Source organism: Mesorhizobium temperatum, assembly GCF_002284575.1.
Lineage (GTDB): Bacteria > Pseudomonadota > Alphaproteobacteria > Rhizobiales > Rhizobiaceae > Mesorhizobium > Mesorhizobium temperatum.
In genome coordinates this window covers 81,941-106,125 of the sequence record NZ_NPKJ01000060.1, presented here as the reverse complement: position 1 = coordinate 106,125, position 24,185 = coordinate 81,941, and the positions used below count along the sequence as shown (strand labels likewise).

General features: G+C 62.3%; 18 protein-coding genes and 3 pseudogenes. 17 read left to right on the top strand and 4 right to left on the bottom strand.

Annotated features, from left to right (window positions below; translation table 11 throughout):
• Nucleotides 1-568: 568 nt before the first annotated feature.
• Nucleotides 569-1,117, bottom strand: a complete 549-nt coding sequence (locus CIT26_RS22005; RefSeq protein WP_095494518.1) for a histidine phosphatase family protein — start codon at nt 1,115-1,117, stop codon at nt 569-571.
• 166 nt (nt 1,118-1,283) lie between these two features.
• On the opposite strand from CIT26_RS22005, the gene CIT26_RS22000 reads away from it, so the two are divergent.
• The 6 genes and pseudogenes from CIT26_RS22000 (at nt 1,284) to CIT26_RS21975 (ending at nt 8,900) form a co-directional block, all read left to right on the top strand.
• Entirely contained in the window at nt 1,284-2,231 is a 948-nt protein-coding gene (locus CIT26_RS22000; RefSeq protein WP_095494517.1) for an AEC family transporter, read from the top strand.
• Nucleotides 2,232-2,559: 328 nt separating this feature from the next.
• Nucleotides 2,560-4,017 (top strand): NAD-dependent succinate-semialdehyde dehydrogenase, encoded by a 1,458-nt coding sequence (locus CIT26_RS21995; protein WP_095494516.1) that lies wholly within the window; start codon nt 2,560-2,562, stop codon nt 4,015-4,017.
• An 85-nt stretch (nt 4,018-4,102) separates the two neighbouring features.
• Nucleotides 4,103-5,134, top strand: a complete 1,032-nt coding sequence (locus CIT26_RS21990) for an aldose epimerase family protein (RefSeq protein ID WP_095494515.1) — start codon at nt 4,103-4,105, stop codon at nt 5,132-5,134.
• 396 nt (nt 5,135-5,530) lie between these two features.
• A pseudogene (locus tag CIT26_RS21985) lies at nt 5,531-6,413 on the top strand (tyrosine-type recombinase/integrase).
• 12 nt (nt 6,414-6,425) lie between these two features.
• A pseudogene (locus CIT26_RS21980) lies at nt 6,426-6,969 on the top strand (IS91 family transposase); the annotation flags it as partial.
• 212 nt (nt 6,970-7,181) lie between these two features.
• Nucleotides 7,182-8,900 (top strand): adenylate/guanylate cyclase domain-containing protein, encoded by a 1,719-nt coding sequence (locus CIT26_RS21975; RefSeq protein ID WP_167391507.1) that lies wholly within the window; start codon nt 7,182-7,184, stop codon nt 8,898-8,900.
• Between the two features lie 375 nt (nt 8,901-9,275).
• Here CIT26_RS21975 and CIT26_RS21970 read toward each other — a convergent pair whose 3' ends face one another.
• On the bottom strand, nt 9,276-10,139 hold the full coding sequence (locus CIT26_RS21970) for an alpha/beta fold hydrolase (RefSeq protein WP_095494513.1): 864 nt from the start codon (nt 10,137-10,139) through the stop codon (nt 9,276-9,278).
• Entirely contained in the window at nt 10,136-10,717 is a 582-nt protein-coding gene (locus tag CIT26_RS21965) for a glutathione S-transferase N-terminal domain-containing protein (RefSeq protein ID WP_095494512.1), read from the bottom strand. Before CIT26_RS21965 ends, CIT26_RS21970 begins: the two co-directional genes overlap by 4 nt.
• A gap of 544 nt (nt 10,718-11,261) precedes the next feature.
• Here CIT26_RS21965 and CIT26_RS21960 point away from each other — a divergent pair.
• The 11 genes and pseudogenes from CIT26_RS21960 to CIT26_RS21910 all read left to right on the top strand — a co-directional run.
• Nucleotides 11,262-11,577 (top strand): annotated as a pseudogene (locus CIT26_RS21960) (aldose epimerase family protein); the annotation flags it as partial.
• A gap of 497 nt (nt 11,578-12,074) precedes the next feature.
• Nucleotides 12,075-12,782 carry a transcriptional regulator NanR gene (gene nanR, locus CIT26_RS21955; protein ID WP_095494511.1) on the top strand — a complete coding sequence of 236 codons (708 nt, stop codon included), beginning with the start codon at nt 12,075-12,077 and terminating at the stop codon, nt 12,780-12,782.
• Nucleotides 12,782-13,087, top strand: a complete 306-nt coding sequence (locus CIT26_RS21950; RefSeq protein ID WP_095494510.1) for a putative quinol monooxygenase — start codon at nt 12,782-12,784, stop codon at nt 13,085-13,087. The genes nanR and CIT26_RS21950 overlap by 1 nt, the downstream gene beginning before the upstream one ends.
• Nucleotides 13,088-13,134: 47 nt before the next feature.
• Nucleotides 13,135-13,911 (top strand): HpcH/HpaI aldolase family protein, encoded by a 777-nt coding sequence (locus CIT26_RS21945; RefSeq protein WP_095494509.1) that lies wholly within the window; start codon nt 13,135-13,137, stop codon nt 13,909-13,911.
• Between the two features lie 13 nt (nt 13,912-13,924).
• Nucleotides 13,925-14,977 (top strand): NAD(P)-dependent oxidoreductase, encoded by a 1,053-nt coding sequence (locus tag CIT26_RS21940; RefSeq protein WP_095494508.1) that lies wholly within the window; start codon nt 13,925-13,927, stop codon nt 14,975-14,977.
• A gap of 113 nt (nt 14,978-15,090) precedes the next feature.
• Complete coding sequence (locus tag CIT26_RS21935) at nt 15,091-16,746, top strand: extracellular solute-binding protein (protein WP_095494507.1); 1,656 nt, start codon at nt 15,091-15,093, stop codon at nt 16,744-16,746.
• Between the two features lie 112 nt (nt 16,747-16,858).
• On the top strand, nt 16,859-17,800 hold the full coding sequence (locus CIT26_RS21930) for a carbohydrate ABC transporter permease (RefSeq protein WP_095494506.1): 942 nt from the start codon (nt 16,859-16,861) through the stop codon (nt 17,798-17,800).
• Entirely contained in the window at nt 17,800-18,648 is an 849-nt protein-coding gene (locus tag CIT26_RS21925) for a carbohydrate ABC transporter permease (RefSeq protein ID WP_029351805.1), read from the top strand. The genes CIT26_RS21930 and CIT26_RS21925 overlap by 1 nt, the downstream gene beginning before the upstream one ends.
• Nucleotides 18,649-18,659: 11 nt before the next feature.
• A complete protein-coding gene (locus CIT26_RS21920) occupies nt 18,660-19,754 on the top strand; it encodes an ABC transporter ATP-binding protein (RefSeq protein ID WP_095494505.1) in 1,095 nt (364 codons plus the stop codon).
• A complete protein-coding gene (locus CIT26_RS21915) occupies nt 19,751-21,730 on the top strand; it encodes a D-apionate lactonase family protein (RefSeq protein ID WP_095494504.1) in 1,980 nt (659 codons plus the stop codon). The genes CIT26_RS21920 and CIT26_RS21915 overlap by 4 nt, the downstream gene beginning before the upstream one ends.
• Before the next feature lie 486 nt (nt 21,731-22,216).
• Nucleotides 22,217-23,005 carry a DUF899 domain-containing protein gene (locus CIT26_RS21910; RefSeq protein WP_167391506.1) on the top strand — a complete coding sequence of 263 codons (789 nt, stop codon included), beginning with the start codon at nt 22,217-22,219 and terminating at the stop codon, nt 23,003-23,005.
• Nucleotides 23,006-23,114: 109 nt separating this feature from the next.
• On the opposite strand, the gene CIT26_RS21905 is transcribed toward CIT26_RS21910, so the two are convergent.
• Entirely contained in the window at nt 23,115-24,182 is a 1,068-nt protein-coding gene (locus CIT26_RS21905; RefSeq protein ID WP_095494502.1) for an alpha/beta hydrolase family protein, read from the bottom strand.
• Between the last annotated feature and the right edge of the window lie 3 nt (nt 24,183-24,185).

Sequence of the window (24,185 nt, the reverse complement as noted above, 5' to 3'; positions counted from 1 at the left end):
TGACACGAGGTGCGAAAAAGCAACGCCAATACAGCTGATTAGTTACGACGTAGGTATTCTCACAGATATGATATTGGCCGTCCGGGGATTCCTGTACACGGTCCCGTGGGATGGTGAAATTATGCGGCAAATAGGTGTAACCACCGTCTATCCTGGACCGCACCGAAGACCGAGGTATGGCGCGGCAATCAGAACCACCGCAACACTTGAATTTCGTCTGTGGGTCAATCCTGTCTTCGTACCAATCATGGGCGTTAGTGGCTGTTGCGGTGGCGATACACATTGCCGTGAAGATTAATCTTCGCATGGCATTCCTCAAGCATTTGGCAGGCGCTGCTCGTTCGAGCGTCCATGTATATTAGCGTTCCATTAAAAATACCATTAGCCTCCGACTGGCTAAAGCAGTTCCAGCAGCGACGCTCGCAACTGAAAGCCGTTCGCGAGTCGTGAAAATCTAGCGCTGGTACCCTAAGCGGAATACCGGGTTCGACCCTTCTTCGCCATTCCTTTGGAGAAAATTGAAGGGCAAGCCGTGACCCCAATGCGCTTCAACCGGCCCCAGCGCTGATTAGAAGGTGACTCGGCCGAGCACGCGCAGGCCGTCGCCTTGCGGCTCGACGATCACGGCTTCGCCTTCGCGCGGCGAGATGCCGGTGAGCGCCATTATGTTTTCCAGATGGGTGACCATGACCACATTGTCGGAGCCGGAATAGGCGCGGATCTCGTTCATGACCGCCTCGAGCTGGGCGGCTTTCTCGCTGGCGTCGGTCTTCAGCAGGTCAAGCGGGGCGAAGGGTTCGGGCTCTGCTCTGAAAGCCGTGCGGGCCGTGTCGAGGCTGCGGCAATAGCGGCTGGACAGCACGCGCTCGACCGGCGCCGCGCGGGCGTCGAACAGCGCGCCGATCTTGCGCGCCTGCTGCTTGCCGCGCACCGAGAGATTGACCTGGGTGGCGCATTTCTCGATGTCGAAATTCGCCGGATCGGTGGTGCCTGTGACCATGGCATGGCGAAGCAACACGACATGTCCGCCGTCGCGCAACAGCGCCCAGCCGGCTTCGGTCGCATGGGCCGCGGCGGGAATGACGAGCAGCAATAGAGCCAGCACAGATCGAAGCATCAGGCGTCCTTTTCCGGTCACCGAAGTGGGTTCCGGTGACCGCATATAGGGACGGCAAAGCCGGCTGAAAAACAAGGCACGACCAATCCCGGTTGTTGGCGAGGGCAGGCCGCTTCGAAAGGCGGGGCGATTGCGCTGCAATCCCGCCTCGCCTATCAGGAGAAAAATGTCTCCACTCATCGAAACCGTCCTTTTTGTCTTCGGCCTTGTCGCGCTCGGCTATCTGGCCGGGCTCACCGGCTATCTGAAGGCCGAGGCGGGCGAGGCCATCGCCGAATTCGCCGTCGGGGTGGCGATGCCGCTGCTTCTGTTCCGCACCATGGTCAACGCCGATTTCCATGGCACCGCGCCCTGGTTGTTCTGGGGAGCCTATTTCGCGGCCGCCGCAGTGACGTGGGCGGCAGGCCACCTGATCATCACGCGGGTGTTCGGGCGCGACGCGCGTGCGGGGGTCGTTGGCGGCGTGTCGTCGGCTTTTTCCAATCTCGTCCTGCTCGGCATCCCGTTCGTCCTCGGCACATTCGGGCCAAGTGGGTTCGAAGTGCTGTCGCTGCTGATTTCCGTGCATCTGCCGACGATGATCATGGCGTCGATCATCCTGTTTGAAATCTTTGGCCGCGGTGACGAGCATGTGCATCCGCTGCGCATCATCCGGCGCTTCTTTCGAAAGCTGCTCTCCAATCCGCTGATCATCGGCATCCTGGCCGGATGGGTATGGCGTATCACCGGCCTGCCACTGCCGGCGCTGGCCGTCCGGCTGGTCGATGCGTTGGCCAACATCGCCGGACCGGTCGCGCTGTTTGCGATGGGGCTTGGCCTGTGCCGTTTCGGCATCTCCGGCAATGTGCGGCCGGCGCTGGCGCTGTCGGCGCTGAAGCTGATGCTGATGCCGGCCGTCGCGCTCGGCCTGGTCTGGCTGTTCGGCCTGCCGCCGCTGTCAGCGAAGGTCGCGGTCGTGGCCGCCGCGCTGCCATCCGGGGTCAATTCCTACCTGATCGCGACGCAGTTCAACACCGGCCAGGCACTGGCATCGAACCAGATGACCATCGCCACCGCCTGCGCGGTCGTCACCACGGCGTTTTGGCTGACGGTGGTTGTCCACGTGTTTGGATAGGCATGTCGATATCTAGGTAATGCCGGCGAACGGCCTGGTACTTCCGGTACTCATTTACCCAAACGTTACGCTCCGTTCCGATTCTCGGAACGCACCCTTCTCGGCGCGGCCTGACCTGAACCTCAACACACCCTCAAACAACATCAGAAGCGCAACTTGGCCTCGCCTTGCGCTGGCCCAAACCCTATATGCCATCTTGCGATTGATTGCGGGGCTTGCCCTAGGTAAAGAGCAGTGGCTCCAGGCGTGCAGGCATCGATGTCAATGCGCACGCCCACCAAAGAAATCCAGATAGCGGCCCGTCAGCGCGCCGAACGGAGGCTAGACCATGCTTCAGAAAACCAGCCATTTCATGCGCCAGGCCAATCTCATCAATGGCGAGTGGGTGCAGGCCGATAGCGGCCAGACGGTCGACGTCAACAATCCGGCCACCGGCCTCAAGATCGGCACCGTGCCGAAGTCGGGCAAGGTCGAGACGCGCCGCGCCATCGAAGCCGCCGACGCCGCCTTCAAGACATGGCGCAAGACCACCGCGCTCGAGCGTTCGAAGCTGTTGCGCAAGCTGCATGACGCTATGATGGACAATCAGGATGTGCTGGCCGAGCTGCTGACCATCGAGCAGGGCAAGTCGCTGTTCGAATCGAAGGGCGAGATCGGTTCGGCCGCGTCCTACATCCTGTGGTTCGCCGAAGAAGGCCGTCGCACCTATGGCGATGTCGTGCCGTCGCCCTGGGCGGACCGCCGCATCCTGGTGACCAAGGAGCCGGTCGGCGTCATCGCCGCCATCACGCCGTGGAATTTCCCGTCCTCGATGCTGGCCCGCAAGCTCGGCCCAGCACTTGCCGCCGGCTGCACCGCGGTGGTCAAGCCGGCCTCGCAGACGCCCTATTCCGGCCTTGCCTGGGGCGCGCTCGCCGAGGAGGTCGGCTTCCCCAAGGGCGTCATCAATATCCTGACCGGCGCCGCCGGCGAGATCGGCGACGAGATCTGCGCCAACCCGCTGGTCAAGAAGATCACCTTCACCGGCTCGACCGAGGTCGGCAAGATCCTGATCCAGAAGTCGTCCGTCACCGTCAAGAAGGTGTCGATGGAGCTCGGCGGCAACGCCCCGTTCCTCGTCTTCGACGACGCCGACATCGAGCGTGCCGTCGCCGGCGCGATCACCGCCAAATACCGCAATTCCGGCCAGACCTGCGTCTGCACTAACCGCTTCCTGGTTCAGGCCGGCATCTACGACAAGTTCGTCGAAAAGCTCGCCGCCGCCAGCAACGAGCTGAAGGTCGGCTCCGGCCTCGATGACGGCGTGCAGCAGGGGCCGCTGATCGACGAGAAGGCAGTGGAAAAGGTCGAGGAACTGATCGCCGATGCTACCGCCAAGGGCGGCAAGGTCGTCGCCGGCGGCAAGCGCCATGCGCTCGGCGGTTCGTTCTTCCAGCCGACGGTGATCGCCGACGCGACGCCGAAGATGCGCTTCATGAAAGAAGAGATCTTTGGCCCGGTCGCGCCGGTGTTCAAGTTCGAAACCGAAGAGGAAGCCGTGGCACTCGCCAACGACACCGAATTCGGCCTCGCCTGCTATTTCTACACCGGCGATCTCGGTCGCGCCTTCCGGGTCATGGAAGGGCTGAAATACGGCATGGTCGGCGTCAATGAAGGGCTCATCACCACGCCTGAGGCGCCGTTCGGCGGCGTCAAGGAATCGGGCCTCGGCAAGGAAGGCGGACATCAAGGCATCGAGGACTATCTCGACACCAAATATGTCTGCATCGGCGGCCTCGGCCTCTGATCGGGCAGGGCCTGTTGACTATCAACAGACCCAAGCCGGCCGAAGGCGGCCAGCCGGGATCGATCAACCAACTGGCGTTTCGGACATGGCGATGAAGAACGGCGAGGTTTTTGGCACGACGCAAGCGGGCGAGGCCATCCGCCGCTTCAGCATCCGTGGCGGCGGCCTCACCGCCAACATCATCGGGCTGGGCGCCATCATCCAGGATCTGCGCCTGGCCGGCCACGATGCGCCGCTTGTGCTCGGCTATAGCAGTTTCAAGCCCTATGAAACGGATACCGCCTTCTTCGGCGCCGTCGTCGGACGCTACGCCAACCGCATCCGCGATGGCCGTTTCACCATCGCCGGCCAGCGCTACCAGACCGAGCGCAACTTTCTCGACAAACACACGCTGCATGGCGGCTCGCAAGGTTTTTCGCACCGGCCATGGGAGGTTTCGCTGCATGGCAGGGATTTTGTCACGCTGACACTGCATGATCCCGACGGCACGATGGGCTTTCCCGGCGCGCTCGACGTGACCTGCACCTACAGGCTGAAAATCCCCGGCACGCTCAGCATCGAGCTGACCGCCACCTGCGAGGAGCCGACGCTGTGCAACCTCACCCAGCATTCCTATTTCAACCTGGATGACGGCGGCGCCGGCGACATCCTCGACCACCGGCTGATGCTGAACGCCGGCGCCTATCTTCCGGTCGATGGCGACCTGATTCCCACCGGCGTCGTGAAGCCGGTCGACGGCACGCCGTTCGATTTCCGCCAGGCGCGGCCGCTGCGCATGGAGAGCGAGGGCAGCCAGCTCCCCTACGACCAGAATTTCTGCCTTGCCTCGACGCGCGGGCCGCTCAAGCTGGCATCATGGGCGCAAGGCGCGACTTCCGGCGTCGAGATGGAGCTCTGGACCACGGAACCGGGCGTCCAGCTCTATACCGGCCAGTATTTGGCGCCGCCTTCGCCGGGGCTCGAACGACGTCATTACAAGGCTTATTCGGGCTTCTGCCTGGAACCTCAGGTCTGGCCGGACGCACCGAACCGGCCGTATTTCCCGCAGGCCACGCTATGGCCGGGCCAGATCTACCATCATGTGACGGAATACCGGTTCAGGCTGCCTGGCGCCTGACACGGAAGCCGGCACCGGATTTTACGGTGCTACCGTCGGTTCGGAAAGGATCATGCGCAAAGTTCAAAAAGCGTCCTTTGCGCTTCCATTGGACGTGCGGCGCTCTCGGATCGGAACCCAAATATTCTCAGCGATCGAGTTCGGACCTCCTCGGACGTTTGTAGCCGATAGCCGGGATGACGCAAGTTGACCCAATCCGGTCATTCTGGCGGCGATATAGCGTCTTGAAAGTCGACATTCAGCGGAACCAGCGGTCGTGACACCATGGACGAAGCCACTCGCGCGGCAATGGCGCACGTGGTGAGGGTAGATCGATGATCTGAACGCCGTGCATTTGTGGGTTTGCGGTCCTGGCTGACGATTGAGGTCTTCTCAATCATCAGACAGGAGGTTTCCATGACGGAGGAGAGGACCACCCCGCTGCGCGAGCGGATGATCGAAGACATGCGCATCCGCGGGATGGGCGACAAAGCCCAGCAGGCTCATATCCGAGCCATCAAGGATTTTGCCCGGTTTCTCAAGCGTCCGCCGGATACGGCGACGCCGGATGATCTGCGCGCCTACCAGTTGGACATGACGAATGCCGGGGTGACACCCACGACATTCAATGCCCGCATCGTGGCGCCGCGCTTCTTTTTCGGCATCACCTGCGGGGGCGAGGACATGAAGCGGCATATGCAGTTTCGCCGCCAGCCGCGGAAGCTGCCCGTGTTGAGCGTCGAGGAGGTTTCCGACCTTCTGATGGCGGCCCGGGCCGGGCCTGAAGTATCGCGCGGTGCTCAGCATCTCCTATGGGGCCGGACTGCGCGCCTCGGAGGTGTGCAATCTCAAGGTCAGCGACATCGACAGCGACCGCATGCTGATCCATGTCGAACTGGGCAAAGGGCAGAAAGTCCGCAAGGTCATGCTGTCGCCCGGGCTGCTGGAGCTCTTGCGCGCCTATTGGCGTGAAGCGCGGCCACAGGGCTGGCTGTTTCCCGGCAAACCGAAGATCAATCCGATCTCGCCGCGGCAGCTCAACCGCGCCTTCACCTCGGCCAAAAACATGGCCGGGATCGGCAAACCCGCGACGCTGCACACGCTGCGGCACAGCTTCGCCACGCATCTCCTGGAAGCGAACACCGATGTCAGGGTCATTCAGGTCCTGCTCGGGCATGCCCGGCTCAATACCACCGCGATCTATGCCCACGTTGCTACCAAGACGATCCGCGGCACGGTCAGCCCGTTCGAGACATTGAAGAAACTTCAGGACCAAACGCTCCGACGCGGATTGGAGTAGCGCCCGGGTCACGTGGCCCGGGCCACGCTGGAGATCGCTGACATCTTTCGCACCTACGGCCCGCGTGGCGGCGGGCCAATGCCGGGCATGTCAGCCTGATCCAGCTCAAGGTCATGTCGGCGATTGAAGCCTGCCGAACCGAGGCGCTCGGCGGGCATGTGGCGGCAAGTGCGGGCATAACCACGTCGCTTATAATTCCTGCAAGAACCGGCACTGTCCGAAGTGCTAGGGACCTGCGGCGCGGGACTGGATGGCCGCGCAGGCCGCGGATCTGCTGCCCGTGGAATATTTCCACGTGGTTTTCACCCTGCCTGCCGAGATCGCGCAGATCGCTTATTGGAACAAGAAGGCTGTCTATGACCTGCTGTTTCGGGCATCGGCCGAGACGCTGACCACGATCGCGGCCGATCCCAAGCGCCTCGGCGCACGCATCGGCATGGCCAGCGTGCTGCACACCTGGGGATCGGCGCTGACGCATCACCCTCATGTGCACATTATCGTACCTGGAGGTGAACTATCGCCGGATGGCACCCGCTGGATCGGCTGCCGCCCCGGGTGCCGGGTCGCCATCCATCACAACCAGTCCAAAGAGAAGATATGACGCTTCTCTACTTCCCTTCGCGGCCGCCCGACGGCAGGCCGTGACCTGAGGCGGACGTGGCGATCGAAACAGAATGAGAGCCCACCGGATCGGTGCACACAGCACGGCGGTTAGGTGGTATGGTGCCCGTCTGGTCAGCCTTTCCAGGGATAAGCATGGAACGCCGTTTGGCCGCGATTCTGGCAGTGGATGTAGTCGGTTTTAGCCGCCTGATGGAGGTCGACGAAGCCGGCACGCTGGCTGCCCTCAAGATCCGCCGCAAGGAGGTGCTGAGGCCCCTGGTTGCCAAGCATCGCGGACGCATCTTCAAGGTCGCCGGCGATGGCGTGCTGGTGGAGTTCGCCAGCGCTGTTAACGCCGTGCAATGCGCGGTCGAGCTCCAGGAGCGCATGGCCGCCGCAAACAGCGGTCAGCCTGAGGAGCGGCGGATCGTGCTGCGCATCGGCGTCAATCTGGGTGACGTCATTGTCGAAGGCAGTGATCTCTATGGCGACGGCGTCAACATCGCCGCGAGGCTCGAAAGCATCGCCGAACCGGGTTCCATCCTGGTCTCCGGGACCGCGCATGACCACATCAGGAACAAAGTCCAAGTAGGCTTCGACGATCTCGGTACGCAGAACCTGAAGAACATCGCCGAGCCGGTTCGGATCTATCGGGTCGTCGGAACACCGGCTGTTGCGGTCGTGACGCCCAGAGTCGCAGCCGAGAAGCCTGCCATCGCCGTCTTGCCGTTTGTGAACATGAGCAGTGATCCCGAGCAGGAGTACTTCGCGGACGGCATGACCGAAGACATCATCACGGAACTCGCGCGCTTCAAGAGCCTCTTGGTCATCGCGCGCAATTCCTCATTTTACTACAAAGGGCGGTCCCCGAGGATCCAGGACGTCGGGCGCGAACTCGGCGTGCGCTGGATCGTCGAAGGCAGCGTGCGCAAGGCCGGGAACTGGGTACGCATAACGGCCCAGCTCATCGACGCCGCAAATGGGGCGCACGTGTGGGCGGAACGCTATGACCGCACGCTCGACGCCATTTTCGAGGTCCAGGACGAGGTCGTGCAAGCAATCGTCGGTACAATACCGGGGCATCTTGGTCGAATCGCAGTCGAGCACGCGCGCCGGAGGCCGCCGGCGAACCTCACGGCCTTCGACCATTTGCTGCGGGGACGTTGGGCTCTGTTTCACTCCACTGATGGTCTGCAAAGTGCCCTGGATCATCTGGAGAAAGCGATCGAGGCCGATCCGAACTATGCGGCCGCGCACGCGCAGATCGCCACCGCCTTTGCCTATGGCATCTATGCGTTGGGCCTTGAACCGGAGATTGCGATCGAACGCGCGTGCCAACATGCGGCGCGCGCAGTGGCGCTCGACGGCGGCGATACCGAAGTCAATGCGGCTGCCGCTTCCGCCTATATCACGAGCGGCATGCATGAGCTTGCCGATCTTCACTCCGCGCGTGCAACGGCGAGCAATCCGAATGATGCATCGGCTCTCTTCAGCCGCGGATTTGTTCTCGCCCATCTGGGTCGACCATCCGAGGCGATCGAAATCTTCTCCCAAATGCAGAGGATCGACCCTTTGGCGCCGGATGATGCCAGATCAGAGGTGCTGTGCGACTGCCACTTCATGTTGGGAGAGTACGAGACAGTAATTGGGATCCTCAGGCACAGGCACGATGTGCCGGCCTATATGCACCTGATCGAAGCTGCAGCGTACGCACAGCTGGGTCGCATCGAGGAGTCGAAAGCGGCTGTCGCGGCTTTCCATCGAAGTCCAGCCCCCAAGCCGGACCCAAAGACCATGATTGCTTCGCAGATGCGCATGATCGCTCATCAAGAAGACCGCGAACGCTGGCTTGAGGGCTACCGCAAGGCAGGCCTGCCCATATGACGCCGTCTCGCAGCCCTGACCCCGACGTGGCCCGACTACCTAGTCTGGAGGCGTGCGTTATCCTGAGCGTGATTGCCTTCCACTGAAGGCTCCTTCTGGCGCGCATCCGAGTCCTTGCCGAACGCGAAGGATTGACTCCGGTCCGGACCTTTATGTGCCGATTTCCTTCCCCGATAGCTATCATTGGGCGCAACCAACGATGATGACCCATTGCCGTCTTCCCTGCGTGCGCGTTGGATGTCCGCTTCGCGCCGCATGGCAGTCATTACTGCGGTCCCGTCGATCACTAAAAGCGGACATCGCTAATGCACAGACCACAGGCCGCTTGCGCCCAAGCCCTGCCGTCACACGGCTTGCACCATGGAGGGAATCTTGTCAGCGCCGGTCGACCGCTCGGTTCGAACCCGTGTGTTCGGCGATCGCCTCGACGATCCGGTCCCAATGGCCGGGGTGCAGCTCGTGCCCACCGCCTTCGAGCTTCAAGAGCCGTGCACCCGTTACGGTCTCGGAAAGCGCCATCCCGTGCTCGACCGGAAAGACCGGATCGGCGGTGCCGTGAATGACGAGCAGCGGTGCCTTGATCTCGTGCAGCCTTCCCTGCCAGGCCTTGCCAATCTTGAAGAGGACGCTGTGGTTGGTGGCGCTGAGATAACCGCCGGAGCGGTCGAAGTCCCGCTCGATGAAGGCTCTGGTCTCGGCCTTGTCGAACGGGTGTGCCGTTCCCGCAATCAGGCGCGCGTCCTCGACACTGTAAGCAACCGCTTCCGCCCGGTCCGACCAGTCCACGTCCACGGCCATATGTTCCAACCAGGCCTTGCCGCTCTCGGGGAGGCTGGACCTGTCCACCCCGACCGGCGAGGTGCTGATCGCCGTCAGGGAAAGCACCCGCTCCGGATACTTGAGCGCCGCACCCTGGCCGACCATCCCGCCGAGGGAGAATCCGGCGATATTGGCCGCCGTGATCCTGTAGCCGTCGAGCACGCGAAAGACGTCATCGACCGCATCGTCAAAGCCATAGCCCGGCCGACCGGGCGGATACTTGGTCGAAAGACCGGAGTCTCGCTGGTCGTAGCGGATGACGAAGCGGCCCCGTGCGGCGAGCCGGCGGCAGAATTCCTCGGGCCACCACAGCATGGAGGCCATCCCGCCCATGATGAGAATTATCGGCGGCTGGGCCGGATTGCCGAAGCTCTGTGTTGCGAGCTCGACCCCATCGGCGCGGATCACCAGCTCGTTCATGCCAGGCCTTCGCGGCGCAGAGCCGCTTGTACGGCAGGCCGCTTTTCGATGCGCGCGATGTAATCGCGAAGCGGCTCGGGCAGTCGAAATCCGAGCTCCGCCGCGCCGCGCGCCAGCTGGAAGAGATAGGGATCCGCGACGGTGAAGGTCTCTCCGAACAGATACCCCCGCTCCAGCCGGCGCGCGGCCAAGCGGAACCATCGCAGTATTTCCTGGGCGATCGGCTCCCTGACGTCTTCCGGAAGCGTCAGGTAGGTGGGAAAGCGCTTGTGAATCTCGGTCGCGATGAAGCTCAGCATCTCAAGCAGGCGGTAGCGGCCCAGATGACCCTGCGGCGCGAGCTCCGGCGCGCGATCCGCGACCCAGGCCAGGATAGCGACATTCTCGGTCAGCACCTCCCCGTCGTCGAACACGAGAGCGGGCACATAGCCCTTCGGATTGATATCGATATAGCGGCCACCCCCTTCGATCTGCTTGGTCGCGATATCGACCTTGACCACCTCGAACTGAATTCCAGCCTCCAGCATCGCGATATGGTCGGCCAGGCTGGTGAACCCGGGTGCAGAATAAAGCTTCATCGATCCGACTCCTTCTGCTGCTGCTTGGTATTCACAACCAGTTACATTCTAAGTCGTCTGCTCAACAAGCGTGCCGACAATTGGATACTCCCACCTCGTTTTGGCCAAGAAACGAGCGGCGGGGAACGCGGTTCCACGATCCCCCTCAGCTGCTCGCTGATCGCGCGCACACGCAGAGGCGCAGGACGGGACGCGAGTATCTTCCTCGACTCCCACAGGACGGGACGCGAGTATCTTCCTCGACTCTGGTTGTCAGGGCGCACGCCAGGCACGACGATGACCGCTTTGGGTCCGTTTCCGCCGTTCATCCGCACCCAGTTGAAAGTCCGGAACGGCTGACGAGCGGTCATTCACTCCGGCCCGCGAGGCCTATACGACAGAACAGCCCATCTCCGGTAGCCAACCGGGACTGAGGGCGCATCCGTCTCAAGGGGGCCAAGATGGCGTGCTGGCCGCAGCGCCTCGATGGGTGTACGGTTCTACCCCATATCCTTGAAGTGGCGCGGACATGACGGTTCCCCCCGCTCGATCGGAAGCTGCTGGCTACGACCAGAATTTCTGCCTTGCCTCGACGCGCGGGCCGCTCAGGCTGGCATCATGGGCGCAAGGCGCGAATTCCGGCGTCGAGATGGAGCTCTGGACCACGGAGCCGGGCGTCCAGCTCTTATACGGGCCAGTATTTGGCACCGCCGTCGCCGGGACTCGAGGGACGTCATTACAAGGCTTATTCGGGCTTCTGCCTGGAACCTCAGGTCTGGCCGGACGCGCCGAACCGGCCGTATTTCCCGCAGGCCGCGCTATGGCCGGGCCAAATCTACCATCATGTGACGGAATACCGGTTCAGGCTGCCTGGCGCCTGACGCGGGAAACCGGTACCGGCTTTTGCTGTGCTGACCTTCAGTTCGGAAAGGATTATGCGCAAAGTTCAAAAAGCGTCCTTTGCGCTTCCATTGGACGCGCGACGCTCTCGGATCGGAACCCAATCACTGTCAGAAGATCGAGTTCGGACCCTTCTCGGACATTTGAGGGCCGATAGCCGGGATGACGCAGGTTGACCCGAAGCAGTTACTCGGATCCCTATCCTGCCGCTCCAAAGATGGCATTCAAGGGAGGTAGTGACCGCGCCCAAATCTCGTTCGACCGGAAATGATACCTGACGCGAACTGACAAATGTTGGCACCCTGCGCTGTGGCTGATCGCTCAGCTAGGGAGCAAGTTCCTTATAGGAAAAGAATTGAAGAGCCAGAGCCTCGCTCGCTTGCTTGCGCTTGAAGACGGGCGTCTGTCGATATGAGTTGTGTTTGACACAGGGGCACTATGGCAATAGCGTGACGGACTGGTATAAAAGGTATGCCAAGTGATTGGGGTTCAGATCAAACAGCGGAAGCTTTCGGACGAGGTTGCAGAGCACCTCGAGCGGATGATCCGCAAGGGAGAACTGGCCGAGGCCGACCGGCTCCCGTCGGAACGGGAACTCATGCGGCAGTTCGGGGTCGGGCGCCCTTCAATCCGTGAGGCGCTGCTGCATCTGAGCAAGATGGGCCTTGTCGAGGTGAGATCCGGCGAGCGTGCCCGGGTCACCCGCCCTACGCCCCAGTTCGTAATCGACGCCCTCTCAGGGCCGGCGCGGCACATGATTTCGGCCCCGGGCGGGGTTCACGACTTCCAGAGTGCGCGTTTATTTTTCGAGGTCGGGCTTGCCCGCAACGCCGCTGTGAATGCCACGCCAGAGGACATTGAAAGCCTCAGGGAGGCGCTCGCAATGAACCGGCAGTCGATCGGCGACCTCACGCGCTTCGAACGCACGGACGTGGACTTCCACTACGTGCTGGCGGTGATCACCCGCAATCGAATCTTCACGGCTATCCATGCGGCGTTGGCCGAATGGCTGCTCGAACAGCGGCGGACGACTTTGGCCGAAGGTGAAGACCGCAAAGCCTACGAGGCCCATCGCGAAATATTCGAGGCGATCGCCGCGCGCGATCCGGACCGGTCCGAAGCGGCGATGCGCAGGCATCTGGAATATGTGTCTAAGCGCTATCTGGAAATCGCGAGGCCCAAGTGATGACCGGCTACGTTGTCTGGGTCGATTTCCGCCTCAAGCCGGGCGCCCGAGACAGCTTCCGAAAGCTCGTCGACGCCAATGCGAGCGCGTCGGTGCGCAACGAGGTCGGCTGCCGCCGCTTTGACGTGACGGAGGCGCGCGGCGAACCGGACCGGGTCGTGCTCTACGAGATTTACGATAGCGAGGCCGCCTTCGACGAACACTGCCGGACGGCTCATTTCGGGGAATTCAACACGCATAGCGCGCCGCTCGTCGACACCAAGTCGGTGACGATCTGCGACCTCGTTCTCGAGGCTACGACTTGAAGAAAGCATAGTCGGATTGCGCTCTTTGGGCGAAGGGGAGGAAGTGCATGTCAGAGGCAGGTCTCAAGGCGTTGGCCGCGCACCGGCGGGTCAAGCTCGGCACGCTCGTCGCCGAGTTCGCGACGCCGGGAATCGGGCACATTTTGAAGTCCGCCGGCTGCGACTTCGTCTTCTTTGATATGGAGCATTCGGGCTTCAGCTTGGAAACGGTGAAGAGCGCGATCCGCTATTTCGAGGCGGCCGACCTGCCGGTTATGGTGCGTGTGCCGTCGCAGGACTATCATTTCCTCGGCCGCGCCATGGACGTGGGCGCTGAAGGCCTGATCGCGCCGATGGTGAGTACGGTCGAACAGGCGCTGCACATCATCAACTCGATGAAATACCATCCTGCAGGCGCGCGCGGCGTAGCGCTGCAGATCGCGCATGACCGCTACCGTCCGGGTTCGGTCAAAGATAAATTCGAAGCTGCCAACCAGCGCTCGGTGTTCATCTGCCTGATCGAGACCGCCGACGGCGTCAAGAACATCGACGGCATCGCGGGACTGGACGGGGTCGATTGTCTATGGGTCGGACATTTCGATCTGTCGGTCTCACTCGGCATTCCCGGCGACTTCGCCCATCCCACCTTCACCACCGCAATGGACAAGATTGTTGCGGCCGCAAAGAAGCACAACAAATCGCTTGGACGCCTGGTACCCAATGTCAAGCAAGGTCACGACTTTTACGCGCAAGGCTTCGATTTCATCTGCTATTCGGGCGACGTCTGGGTCCTGCACGATGCGATGGCCGACGCGGTCTCAAAGATCCGGGCCGGGTGCGAGTGAGGCGGAGGAGACGATGGCCAACGCAACGTTCAGGGTGGCGCTCTCCGGTGATTTCCGCAAGCCGGACGGCTCGCCGACCTATCCCGACTTCGACCTGGAGCCGTTGCGCAATGCGCCCGGCGTCGAGACGGCGTTCCTGGAGCCGAACAATCCGCTGCGCGCCGAACAGCTTGAGGACTTCGATGCGCTGATCCTGCTCACCCATCGATTCGATGCGACCAGTGTCCCGAAGAGCGGCCGCCTGGCCGTCGTTGCCCGTTTCGGGGTCGGCTACGATACCGTCGACGTCGAGGCCTGTACCGCCGCCGGCATCGCCCTGGTCATCACGCCCGACGGCGTGCGACGGCCGGTCGCCGTATCCGTCATTACCTTCATGCTGGCACTGACCGGCAAACTGCTCACGAAGGACGCGCTGACCCGCAAGGGACCCGATGGATTCGACAGGCGTTCGGAGCATATGGGCGTCGGCCTCGTCGGGCGGACACTGGGATCGCTCGGTTTTGGCAACATCGGCGCCGAGGTGTTTCGCATGGCCAAGCCCTTCGACATGAAATTCATCGCCCATGACCCATTCGCTGACAGCAAGGTCGCTGCCGAACTGGGCATCGAACTGGTCGGACTGGAGGATCTGTTCCGCCGTGCCGACGTGCTGTCGGTGAGCTGTCCGCTGACGCCTCAGACCCGCCACATCGTCAATGCCGAGCGGCTCGCCCTGATGAAGCGGACGGCTTACCTGATCAACACCGCGCGCGGTCCGATCGTCAACCAAAAGGCGCTGACGAAAGTGCTGCAGGAACGCCGCATCGCCGGCGCAGGACTCGACGTGCTGGAGCAGGAGCCGCCGGATGCCGACGACGCGATCCTCAAGCTCGACAACGTTATCCTGACGCCGCACGCGCTCTGTTGGACCGACCAGTGTTTTGCCGGCAACGGTGCTGCGGACGTCAAGGCGGTCATCGAGGTCCAGCACGGTCGAGAGCCGCGCGGCGTGGTCAATCGCGAGGTGCTTTCAAGCGAGGCATGGAAGAATCGGCTAGCCGGTTTTGCCGCCCGCTTTGGGACGTAGGAGTACGAAAATTCGGCGCGCCGCCACAGGCTTCGCGGCGGCTTCACGGGAGGAATGCTCGACCGTCGCGCCTGCGGACGAGAAGGCAAACGAAAACGGGAGGACCAAGCACTATGAACGATCATGACAAACGTGACTTTCAGGCAGGCCTCGAAGCAGAGGTCGACGCCTTCATGCGCGGCGAAACCACCCGCCGAACTTTCATAACCCGCTTCGGCCAGATGACCGGCATGCTGGCGGCGTCCGGACCGATCCTCGGCATGATGACGGATTGGGCGCTGGCGCAGCAGAAGCTCGAACTGGCAGACGCCGCTTCACCGCTCGGCCAGGCGCAGGCGGCGGCCATGAAGGCGTCGATGGAAGGCCCGGCGGATGGTTCCGCCTTCCGCGCCGCCGAGGCCGCCAAGGCGCATTCGGGCGTCACGCTGAACATGACCTACGAGGCAGGCCTACAGGCTCTCGATCCGCGCAATTTCAGTGGACCGATGTGGGAGCAGCTTACGGGCATGAAGTCGAACGTGGTCGAACTGTCGAACCCGGATCAGTACTCCAAAGCGGTCGCCGAGCACATTGCCGGTTCAGGCGCCTATGACGTCCTCGACATCTCGCCAGCCTGGACGCCGTCGCTAGCCGATGGCGGCGTCATCGCACCCCTCGACGATTACATCGCCAAATACATGAACCCGGCCGATCTTGAGGACTATCATCCTCTCTACAAGGCGCTGCCGACCTACAAGGGCAAGATCTGGGGCTTCTTCGATGATGGCGACATATTCGCTCTCTACTACCGCAAGGACATCTTCGAGGATCCGAAGATGGTGGAGGCCTACCAGGCCAAGTTCAACGCCAAGCTGGCGCCGCCGAAGACCTGGGAGGAATATGCCCAGATCGCCCAGTTCATCACCGACCAGATGGCGCCGAACGTTTATGGCGCAGGCCATTTCCGCAAAGCGGGCAGTCCCGGCAACCAGTTCGACTTTCTGCAGCAGTACCGCGCCAACGGTGGAAAACTGTTCGGCGACGACATGAAGGCCGGCTTGGTTTCGGATGCAGGCGTGAAGACGCTGCAGAACATGATTGCAGCCAATGCGGCGTCGATCCCCGGCAACAATGAACTCGACGCCGTTTCGCTGTGGGCGGCTTTCCTGACCGGCAAGGTAGCGATGATCTACTCCTGGCCGCCGTCTGGCCGCATGGCCGCGAACTATTCGCAGTCGGCCACCGCAATCAACTTCATCCCGCAATCACAGATCGCCGGCAAGGTCGGCTACGCGGTCGTGCCCGGCAATCCTGAACATGCGACCGGCTACAACAAGGCGCTGTCGGCGGATTCGGCGAACCCCGAAGCGGCCTACCTGTTCATGCAATGGGCCTGCTCGCCGCCCGTCTCGCTTGCGCGCTGCATGCTGCCCTACGCCCTGCGCGATCCCTACCGCATCTCCCACTTCAAATCCGAGCTTTACGGCGCGCTGTTCCCGAGCGCCAAGGAGTATCTGAGCAATCTTAACAACTCGGCCAATGTCGGCCTCCTCGACCCGATCATGCCCGGCGCGCAGGACTATTTCCTGAGCATCGACCGCATGTGCACGGCTGTGTGGGCCGGTGCGGATCCGAAGGCGTCGCTAGAAACAGCGGCGGCCGAGTGGAATGAGACGACCGATCGGCTCGGCGTGGATTCGCAGAAGGCATTCTACACCGAGTTCCTGAAACTGCCGGGCGCTACTGCCGACAACACGGTGGAGAAGCTTGGCATGGCGGTCACCCTCTGAGCTCGGCCTGCGTCGCGGACGCCGGCCGGGTTTCTTGATCAAAATCGGTGTTGCGGGCGCTTGGTCCGCAACACCTCGTCGCAACCGCCAGGCGGCCTTTGGGATGTAATCGATGCAGCATACCGCCACCATCAGTCGCATGAAGGCCGCTGGCGCCCCGCCACGACTGTCGGGCTTCGCACAATGGGCGGACCGCCACTTCAAATGGCTGCTGGTGGCGCCAGCAGTACTGCTGATCCTGGCGCTGTCGGTCTATCCGCTGCTGTTCTCGCTGGTCGTGTCCTTCATCAACTACGATTTCCAGGTGCCGGGCCACGCCTTTGTCGGATTGAAGAACTTCGAGCGGGTCGTGTTCGATCCCGTCGCGCGCTGGTCGCTGTTGCTGACAGCGTGGCTGTCGGGGATTAGCGTCGCTATCGAATTCGTCCTCGGCCTTCTGGTGGCGCTGACCATGGTTCGCAACTTTCCGGGCCGCGGCGTGATCATGTCGATCCTGATCGTGCCGCTGTTCATCAGCCCGGTCATCGTCGGCCAAGCCTGGACGCTGCTGCTGCAGCGGCCTTTCGGGCCGACCAACTACATTTTGACGCAACTGTTGGGGCAGGAGGTGACGATCGGCTGGATGACCGAATCTCCATGGCTCTATGCCTCGCTGATCATCGCCGATGTCTGGCAGTGGACGCCGTTCATGTTCGTCATCCTGCTCGCCGGGCTGACCGCCGTTCCGCCGAATCTTTACGAGGCGGCGGAACTCGACGGGGTCAATGCCTGGCAAGCGTTCTGGGCGATCACCCTGCCGCACCTCGCGCCAATGATGCTGCTGGCGCTGACCTTTCGGCTGCTCGATGCAATCCGCATGTTCGATACTATTTTCATCATGACCGGCGGCGGGCCAGGCACGCGGACCTACACCGCGTCCTACTATCTCTACACCGTCGGCTTCACGCAGTTCCATCTGTCGCAGGCGACCGCCGGAAGCTGGCTGTTCCTGATCTTCACCGCGCTCGTGGTGATGCTGCTGGTGCGGCGGCTTTTGAAGACGGAGCCGGTCTGATGGCCGCCGTTGCGCCTGTCCGTCGCCCGAAACGCCGGTCGATACCCGTCGGCCGCATCATGCTGCTCGGCTTCTTCCTGGTCTTCGTTCTGTGGCCGCTCTACTGGATGTTCAACACATCGATCAAGCCGAGCGACGACTACCTCACCGTGCCGCCAGTCTGGTTCCCCACCGCACCGACCCTTGTCCACTATGAAGCTGCGCTGTTCGCCTATCGCGGCCTCGACGGGCTGATCAACAGCCTGATCATCTCGCTGTCGGCAACGGTGCTCTCGGCCCTGTTCGGCACGCTGATGGCCTACAGCCTGGCGCGCTACAACACCGGCGGCCAGCATCTGTCCTTCTGGGTGCTGTCGCAGCGCTTCCTGCCGCCCATTGGCATCGTGCTGCCGGTGTTCCTGATCTACCGCGGCGTCGGCCTCTACGACACGCATATCGGCCTGATCATCGCCTATACGGTGTTCACGCTGCCGGTGTCGGTATGGATGATGTTCGCCTATTTCCGCGGCATGCCGAAATCGATGGAGGAGGCGGCCCTTGTCGACGGCTGCACGCGCTGGGAGGCGTTCTGGCGCGTGGCCGTGCCGCTCGCCGCGCCAGGCATTGTCGCGGCGGCCGTCTTCGCCTTCATCGCTTGTTGGACGGAGTTCTTTTTCGCGCTGATTTTGACCAGCCGCACTGCTTTCACGCTGCCAACGGTGTTTCGCGCCTTCATCGGTTTCCAGGGCGCGCAATATGGCGAGGCGGCAGCCCTGGCCATCGTCTCCCTCGTGCCGTCGATCGCGCTGGGAGTACTTGCTCAACGACATCTCGTGCGCGGGCTCACGCTCGGCGCTGTTCGCGGATAGAAAGGGTCGGCATGGCCGAAGTAAGGATCACCGGCTTGCACAAGCGCTACGGCGCCTTCCATGCCGTGCGTGGCATAGACCTCGACATTCGCGACGGCGAGTTCACTGTGCTGGTCGGCCCGTCCGGCTGTGGCAAGAGTACGCTGCTGAGGACCATCGCAGGGCTGGAGGAGAGTTCGGAAGGCACGATCGAGATCGGCGGCGAAGTGGTCAATGATTTCCGACCGCGCGACCGTGACGTGGCGATGGTGTTCCAGGACTATGCGCTTTATCCGCACATGAACGTGGCGAAGAACATTGGCTTCGGCCTGAAGGCGCGCAAGATGCCGAAACCGGAGGTGGAGGCGCGCGTCGCCGAGGCGGCGCGCATGCTTGGCATCACCCCGCTGCTCGGGCGCTTTCCGCGTCAATTGTCCGGCGGGCAGCGCCAGCGCGTCGCCATCGGCCGCGCCATCGTCCGCAACCCGCGCATTTTCCTGTTCGACGAGCCGCTGTCCAACCTCGACGCGCAGCTTCGCGACGAGATGCGCGGCGAAATCAAGCGCCTTCACCAGGCGATCGCCACCACGATGATCTACGTCACCCATGACCAGATCGAGGCGATGACGCTGGCTGATCGCATCGTGCTGATGCGCGACGGGGTGATCGAGCAGCAGGGCGCGCCGCTCGACCTGTTCGAGCGCCCCGCCTCGACCTTCGTCGCTGGCTTTCTAGGTTCGCCGCGCATGAGCTTCCTGCCGGGTACGCTGGCATTGGACGGCAGCGCTGCCGCCATCCGGCTCTCCGATACGCTGCTTCCGGTCGCACCCGGCCGAGGCCTGAATGGCGCCACGGACGGACAGGCGGTGCTGCTTGGGCTGCGGCCAGAACATCTGACGCGCGCGCAAGCTGCGACACCTGCGCAGGGCACGTTTCGCTACGACGCAACGATCGACCTGCTGCAGCCGACTGGCTCGCGCAGCTATGCGACCTTCCGCCTGGCCGGCGCGCCGGTGATGGCGGAACTGCAGGCGCATGACGTCAGTCGTCCCGGCGAGAGGCTGCCGATTGACATCAACATGAACCGGGCCTCGATTTTCGACGCCAAGACCGAGAGAGCGATTTGACCACGACAGCATCTCGAGCAATCCGCTTGTGTGGGACCGAACAGGTCGATCCGCAGCTGCGGACACTGCGCGCGGGACCCTTGTCGGTCGAATTGGACAATGGGGCATTACGCTATGTCCGTGTCGGCGGGATCGAGGTTTTGCGCGGGATTTCATTTCTCGTACGGGACGAGAACTGGGGAACCGATACGCCCGTTCTCGATGACCTCCAGATCGATGAAAAGCCGGATGCGTTCAGCGTCGCCTACCGTGGAACAAGCGCCGGTGCGTCCGGTCGGCTGGTCTACCAGGCGCGGATCGCAGGCGGGAGCGACGGTGCGCTGTCGTTTGTGGTGGAGGCAGAGCCTGAAACTGACGTGTTGACCAACAGAACCGGCTTCGTCGTGCTGCATCCGATCGAGGGTTTGGCCGGCAAGCCGGTAAAGGTGCTGCACGAGGACGGTCGCGAAGAGCTCTCGCTTTTTCCGGACTACATCGATCCTAAATGTCCGTTCACCGGTATTCGCGCGCTTTCGCACGAGATCGTGCCTGGAATCTGGGCTACATGCACCATGGAAGGTGACGCTTTTGAGATGGAGGATCAGCGGAATTGGTCCGACGCCTCCTACAAAACCTATGTCCGTCCGCTGCGTCGCCCGTGGCCCTACAGATTACCAAAAGGCGAGAAATTCACGCAGGTCGTCCGACTTCAGCTGTTGGGAACGCTCCCTGCCGGGACGTCTAAAAACCCCAATCCATCCATCAACCTGACGATCGGCGGAGCCATCGGCCGAGTGCCCCGCATTGGCATCGGCGTCGCTGCCGACGAGGCGAAGCACGCGCTTGAAGTCCCCGAGCTCATTCGACGATTGGCTCCGCAATGGATGGTCTGCCAAGTCGATCTCCGGTTCGGGCACGGCCAGGATGAACTTGAAAGTTGCGCCGCCCTGGCACAGTTGACCGGTGCTGGCGTCGTACTTGAGATCATCACCAAGGGCACGCTCGATCCCTTCAGCGAATTGGCGCCGCTCGCGGATGCTGTCCAAAGACTCGGCCTCAATCTTGAAGCTGTCTCCGTCTTTCCGGCGCAGGACATGAAGTCGGTGCAGCCGGGAGCACCGTGGCCGGCGATGCCCACCTTCGAGCAAAACTACTCCGCCGTTCGCCGGGCTTTCCCCAGGGTGCCGCTGGGCGGCGGCATGGCGGCATACTTCACCGAGCTCAACCGCAAGCGTCCGCCAACCGGAGCGCTCGACTACGCAACCTTCACCACCTGTCCAAACGTGCATGCAGCAGATGATGTCTCCGTGATGGAGACGCTTCAGGCTATCCCCCATCTGATCCGCTCTACCCGTGCTTTCATGGGCGAGCGCTTGCCCCTGCGTATAGGTCCCAGTCAGCTCGGCTGCCGCGAGAACCCCTACGGAAAGTCCACTGCGCCGAATGAAGCGAACGGTCGCGTCTGTCTGAGCCGCATCGATCCTCGGCAGCGCGGCCTGTTCAATGCGGCTTGGACAGTCGGCTATTTCGCGGCCTGCGCGCGCGAGCGAATCGAGGCCGTCGCATTCGGCGACTTCACCGGCCCATTCGGGTACGTCTATAGGAAGGCCGATTTCGTGCAGCCGTGGTTTGACCAACAGGATGGCCGAATGGTGTATCCCGCTTTCCATGTCATGGCAGGCCTCTCAAAGCTCAACGGCGCCACCTTGCTGTTCGTAGGAACTTCCGGAGCTGACAGCATCGCGGCGATCGCGGCCGAAAAAGACGGGCGCACGACGCTGTGGCTCTCGAATCTCACCGCCAAAAAGCAACCAGTGCAGCTTTCGGATACGCCGATCAGCGCCCGCATTGCTCTTCTTGCTGCCGACCAATTCGAGCGGGCGGCAGCCGATCCGAACTTCATGGAAAGTTCCGGAAGACAGCTGGACGACCAATTCATCTCGCTTGACGCCTACGCCGTGGCGCGAGTCGATCTCCACCGTTCGTCTTCGACATAGCCCGGTGGACCGTAGATTGGAGGGGTTGATGACGGGACGTCAGCCTGCATCGTAGCGGAGAACAGAGCCAACGTCCGCTCTGGCGTTCAGGGTCGGTTATCCCGTTATGGCGCTCTTTGCTAGTTCCCGCCGACGGATTCAAGCAGCAAGGTTCTCGGCCATTGGCGGCAGCCAGTCTGATTGAGTTTGAGCCCAATCTTCGAACGCTGCCCTCAACGTTTTGAATGGCGTCAGCGCACCGGCCGGCAGTTAGCACCGTCGCGTAGCGCAATGCGGTTCAAAGCGCCAGGGGATCACTCGCTTCGGGCGCACGCCGCGGCTGTAATCGGCGACTCCATCGGAATAGCGTCACACTTGTTACTCCCACTGTTCGCTTTCCGATGCCAAACTGTCTCATGCCCAACAACGAGCGATGAGCAGCGAATGGAACCGCGCTTCAGCCATGAGGCGCGGGGGAATTCGCCCAGATCAGGAGGTATCAAAGCCATGACTTCATCAGCCGAGAGCGGACGGAAAAGCGGACGGACTGCCATGCACACACCACCCGTCGTGTCGCCGCAGGCGTGGGAGGCGGCCCGTGAGCAGCTGCTCGTGAAGGAAAAGGCCCAGACCCGCGCCCGTGACGCGCTGGCCGCCGAGCGCCGGCGGATGCCGTGGATGGCGGTGGAGAAGACATATTCGTTCGAGGGGCCCGACGGGAAGGCCAGCCTGCTCGACCTGTTCGACGGTCGGCGGCAGCTGATCGTCTACCGCGCCTTCTTCGAGCCGGGAGTGTTCGGCTGGCCTGACCACGCCTGCCGCGGCTGCTCCCTGGTGGCCGACCAGGTCGCCCACGTCGCCCACCTGAACGCCCGTGACACCACTCTTGTCTTCGTCTCGCGTGCGCCTCAGGCTGATATCGCGCGGCTGAAGGCGCGGATGGGCTGGGACATGCCGTGGTACACTCTCACCGACAGCTTCGACGCCGACTTCGGCGTGGACGAGTGGCACGGCCACAACGTGTTCATCCGCGACGGCGACCGCGTGTTCCGCACCTATTTCATCAACAACCGCGGCGACGAGCAGATGGGGAGCACCTGGAACTATCTCGACATCACCCCGCTGGGCCGGCAGGAGGTCTGGGAGGACTCGCCCGAGGGCTATCCCCAGACCCCGACCTACAAGTGGTGGAACTGGCATGACAGCTACGCCGCGGATCCAGCGGCTGACAAGAAGTGGGCCGAGGTGTCGGACGCCGGAGAGGCGGCGTTCCGGGAGGCGAGCACGAAGCAATGAGCCAGACCTGGTCCGGTGGGTCCGACGGGCGACGACGGTCGGTCTGAGGACCCCCGATCCAGCGTTTCACGTCACGATCGACGCGGATGTCAGAAGGCGGGTGATCTGCTCAAAAACGGTCTTTGAGGGTTCGCTGCAGGGCCCCTAGCACGAGGCTGATCAACTCGGCATGAATATCGGCGCGTGATCGGCTGCCGCCGTCTTCGCAGATCGGGTCAACTTCCCCCATCGATTTCAGCAATTCGGCCCCACCCTCCTTGCATTCCGGCAGAAAGCTGAAATGAACGGCACCGGCGACAGAGACATAGGTTCCTTGTGGCGTTGACACCGCCAGTTGGGTGGCGAACACTGCCTCCGGGATAGTCCGGGTGCTGCCGAGATTGATGAAGCTCAGAGGGATCGCGATCTCTTTCAGGCTTTGCTCTTCATAGGCTTGCGCAAGGCCAGGATCGATCAGAACAGCCGATTTGATGCGGCGATCAAGGTTTGATTGTTCGAAGCGCGCCCTGTCGATTTTACGCAGATCGACCTTATCGACCTCGATCGCTTCGTCATTGACGTACGCCTTGCCGCCTGCATACCAAGCGCAATCCCACTTCGTATACGTGTCGCAGTAGCGGGCATAGGCACCGAGATTTGCCCGGGCGCCGGCAATTTCCATGGCAGCCGCGCCTCCGAGAGAGAAACCGACAACGCCGATCTTGACCGGGTCGGTAATATCGCGCCACAGCGGATCGGCTATCATCATGTCGATCACGGCGGACAAATCTTGCGTGCGCTCCCACAGTTTCGGTGTATCAGCCGGCGTCGAGTTGCCGCTGGTCGTGCCGGGATGATTGGGACCCGCCACGACAAAGCCCGCCTTAGCCAATTCCGTCGCAAGCCAGCTCATGCCTTGAACGCGGCCGCCGGATCCATGCGACATTACAATCAACGGGAAGCGCCCTTTAAGGAGTGGCGCGTCCATCGACGCCAGCGTTCCCTTGAATAGCTTGTTGTCACCCACGAGAACGGGTTTGCCGCCAGCCTCAGCCGGATACCATACAGTTACCGCGAGATCCCGCCCGCGCTCGGGGGCGGCGACGGTTGTTTCGCGTATGCCAACCTCGGCGGCCTGACAGGGAGCAGTGAACGCGACGGTGAGCACTATGGCGGGGAGGAGGCGGAAGGGGTTCATGGA

Bases quoted from the DNA above. Each gene is read 5' to 3' on its own strand.
- CIT26_RS21995 (WP_095494516.1), top strand. From the start codon at position 2,560: ATGCTTCAGAAAACCAGCCATTTCATGCGCCAGGCCAATCTCATCAAT.
- CIT26_RS21935 (WP_095494507.1), top strand. From the start codon at position 15,091: ATGAACGATCATGACAAACGTGACTTTCAGGCAGGCCTCGAAGCAGAG.
- CIT26_RS22000 (WP_095494517.1), top strand. From the start codon at position 1,284: ATGTCTCCACTCATCGAAACCGTCCTTTTTGTCTTCGGCCTTGTCGCG.
- CIT26_RS21965 (WP_095494512.1), bottom strand. From the start codon at position 10,717: ATGAAGCTTTATTCTGCACCCGGGTTCACCAGCCTGGCCGACCATATC.
- CIT26_RS22005 (WP_095494518.1), bottom strand. From the start codon at position 1,117: ATGCTTCGATCTGTGCTGGCTCTATTGCTGCTCGTCATTCCCGCCGCG.
- CIT26_RS21930 (WP_095494506.1), top strand. From the start codon at position 16,859: ATGCAGCATACCGCCACCATCAGTCGCATGAAGGCCGCTGGCGCCCCG.
- CIT26_RS21905 (WP_095494502.1), bottom strand. From the start codon at position 24,182: ATGAACCCCTTCCGCCTCCTCCCCGCCATAGTGCTCACCGTCGCGTTC.
- CIT26_RS21945 (WP_095494509.1), top strand. From the start codon at position 13,135: ATGTCAGAGGCAGGTCTCAAGGCGTTGGCCGCGCACCGGCGGGTCAAG.
- CIT26_RS21910 (WP_167391506.1), top strand. From the start codon at position 22,217: ATGACTTCATCAGCCGAGAGCGGACGGAAAAGCGGACGGACTGCCATG.
- CIT26_RS21920 (WP_095494505.1), top strand. From the start codon at position 18,660: ATGGCCGAAGTAAGGATCACCGGCTTGCACAAGCGCTACGGCGCCTTC.
- CIT26_RS21970 (WP_095494513.1), bottom strand. From the start codon at position 10,139: ATGAACGAGCTGGTGATCCGCGCCGATGGGGTCGAGCTCGCAACACAG.
- CIT26_RS21990 (WP_095494515.1), top strand. From the start codon at position 4,103: ATGGCGATGAAGAACGGCGAGGTTTTTGGCACGACGCAAGCGGGCGAG.
- CIT26_RS21950 (WP_095494510.1), top strand. From the start codon at position 12,782: ATGACCGGCTACGTTGTCTGGGTCGATTTCCGCCTCAAGCCGGGCGCC.
- CIT26_RS21925 (WP_029351805.1), top strand. From the start codon at position 17,800: ATGGCCGCCGTTGCGCCTGTCCGTCGCCCGAAACGCCGGTCGATACCC.
- CIT26_RS21940 (WP_095494508.1), top strand. From the start codon at position 13,925: ATGGCCAACGCAACGTTCAGGGTGGCGCTCTCCGGTGATTTCCGCAAG.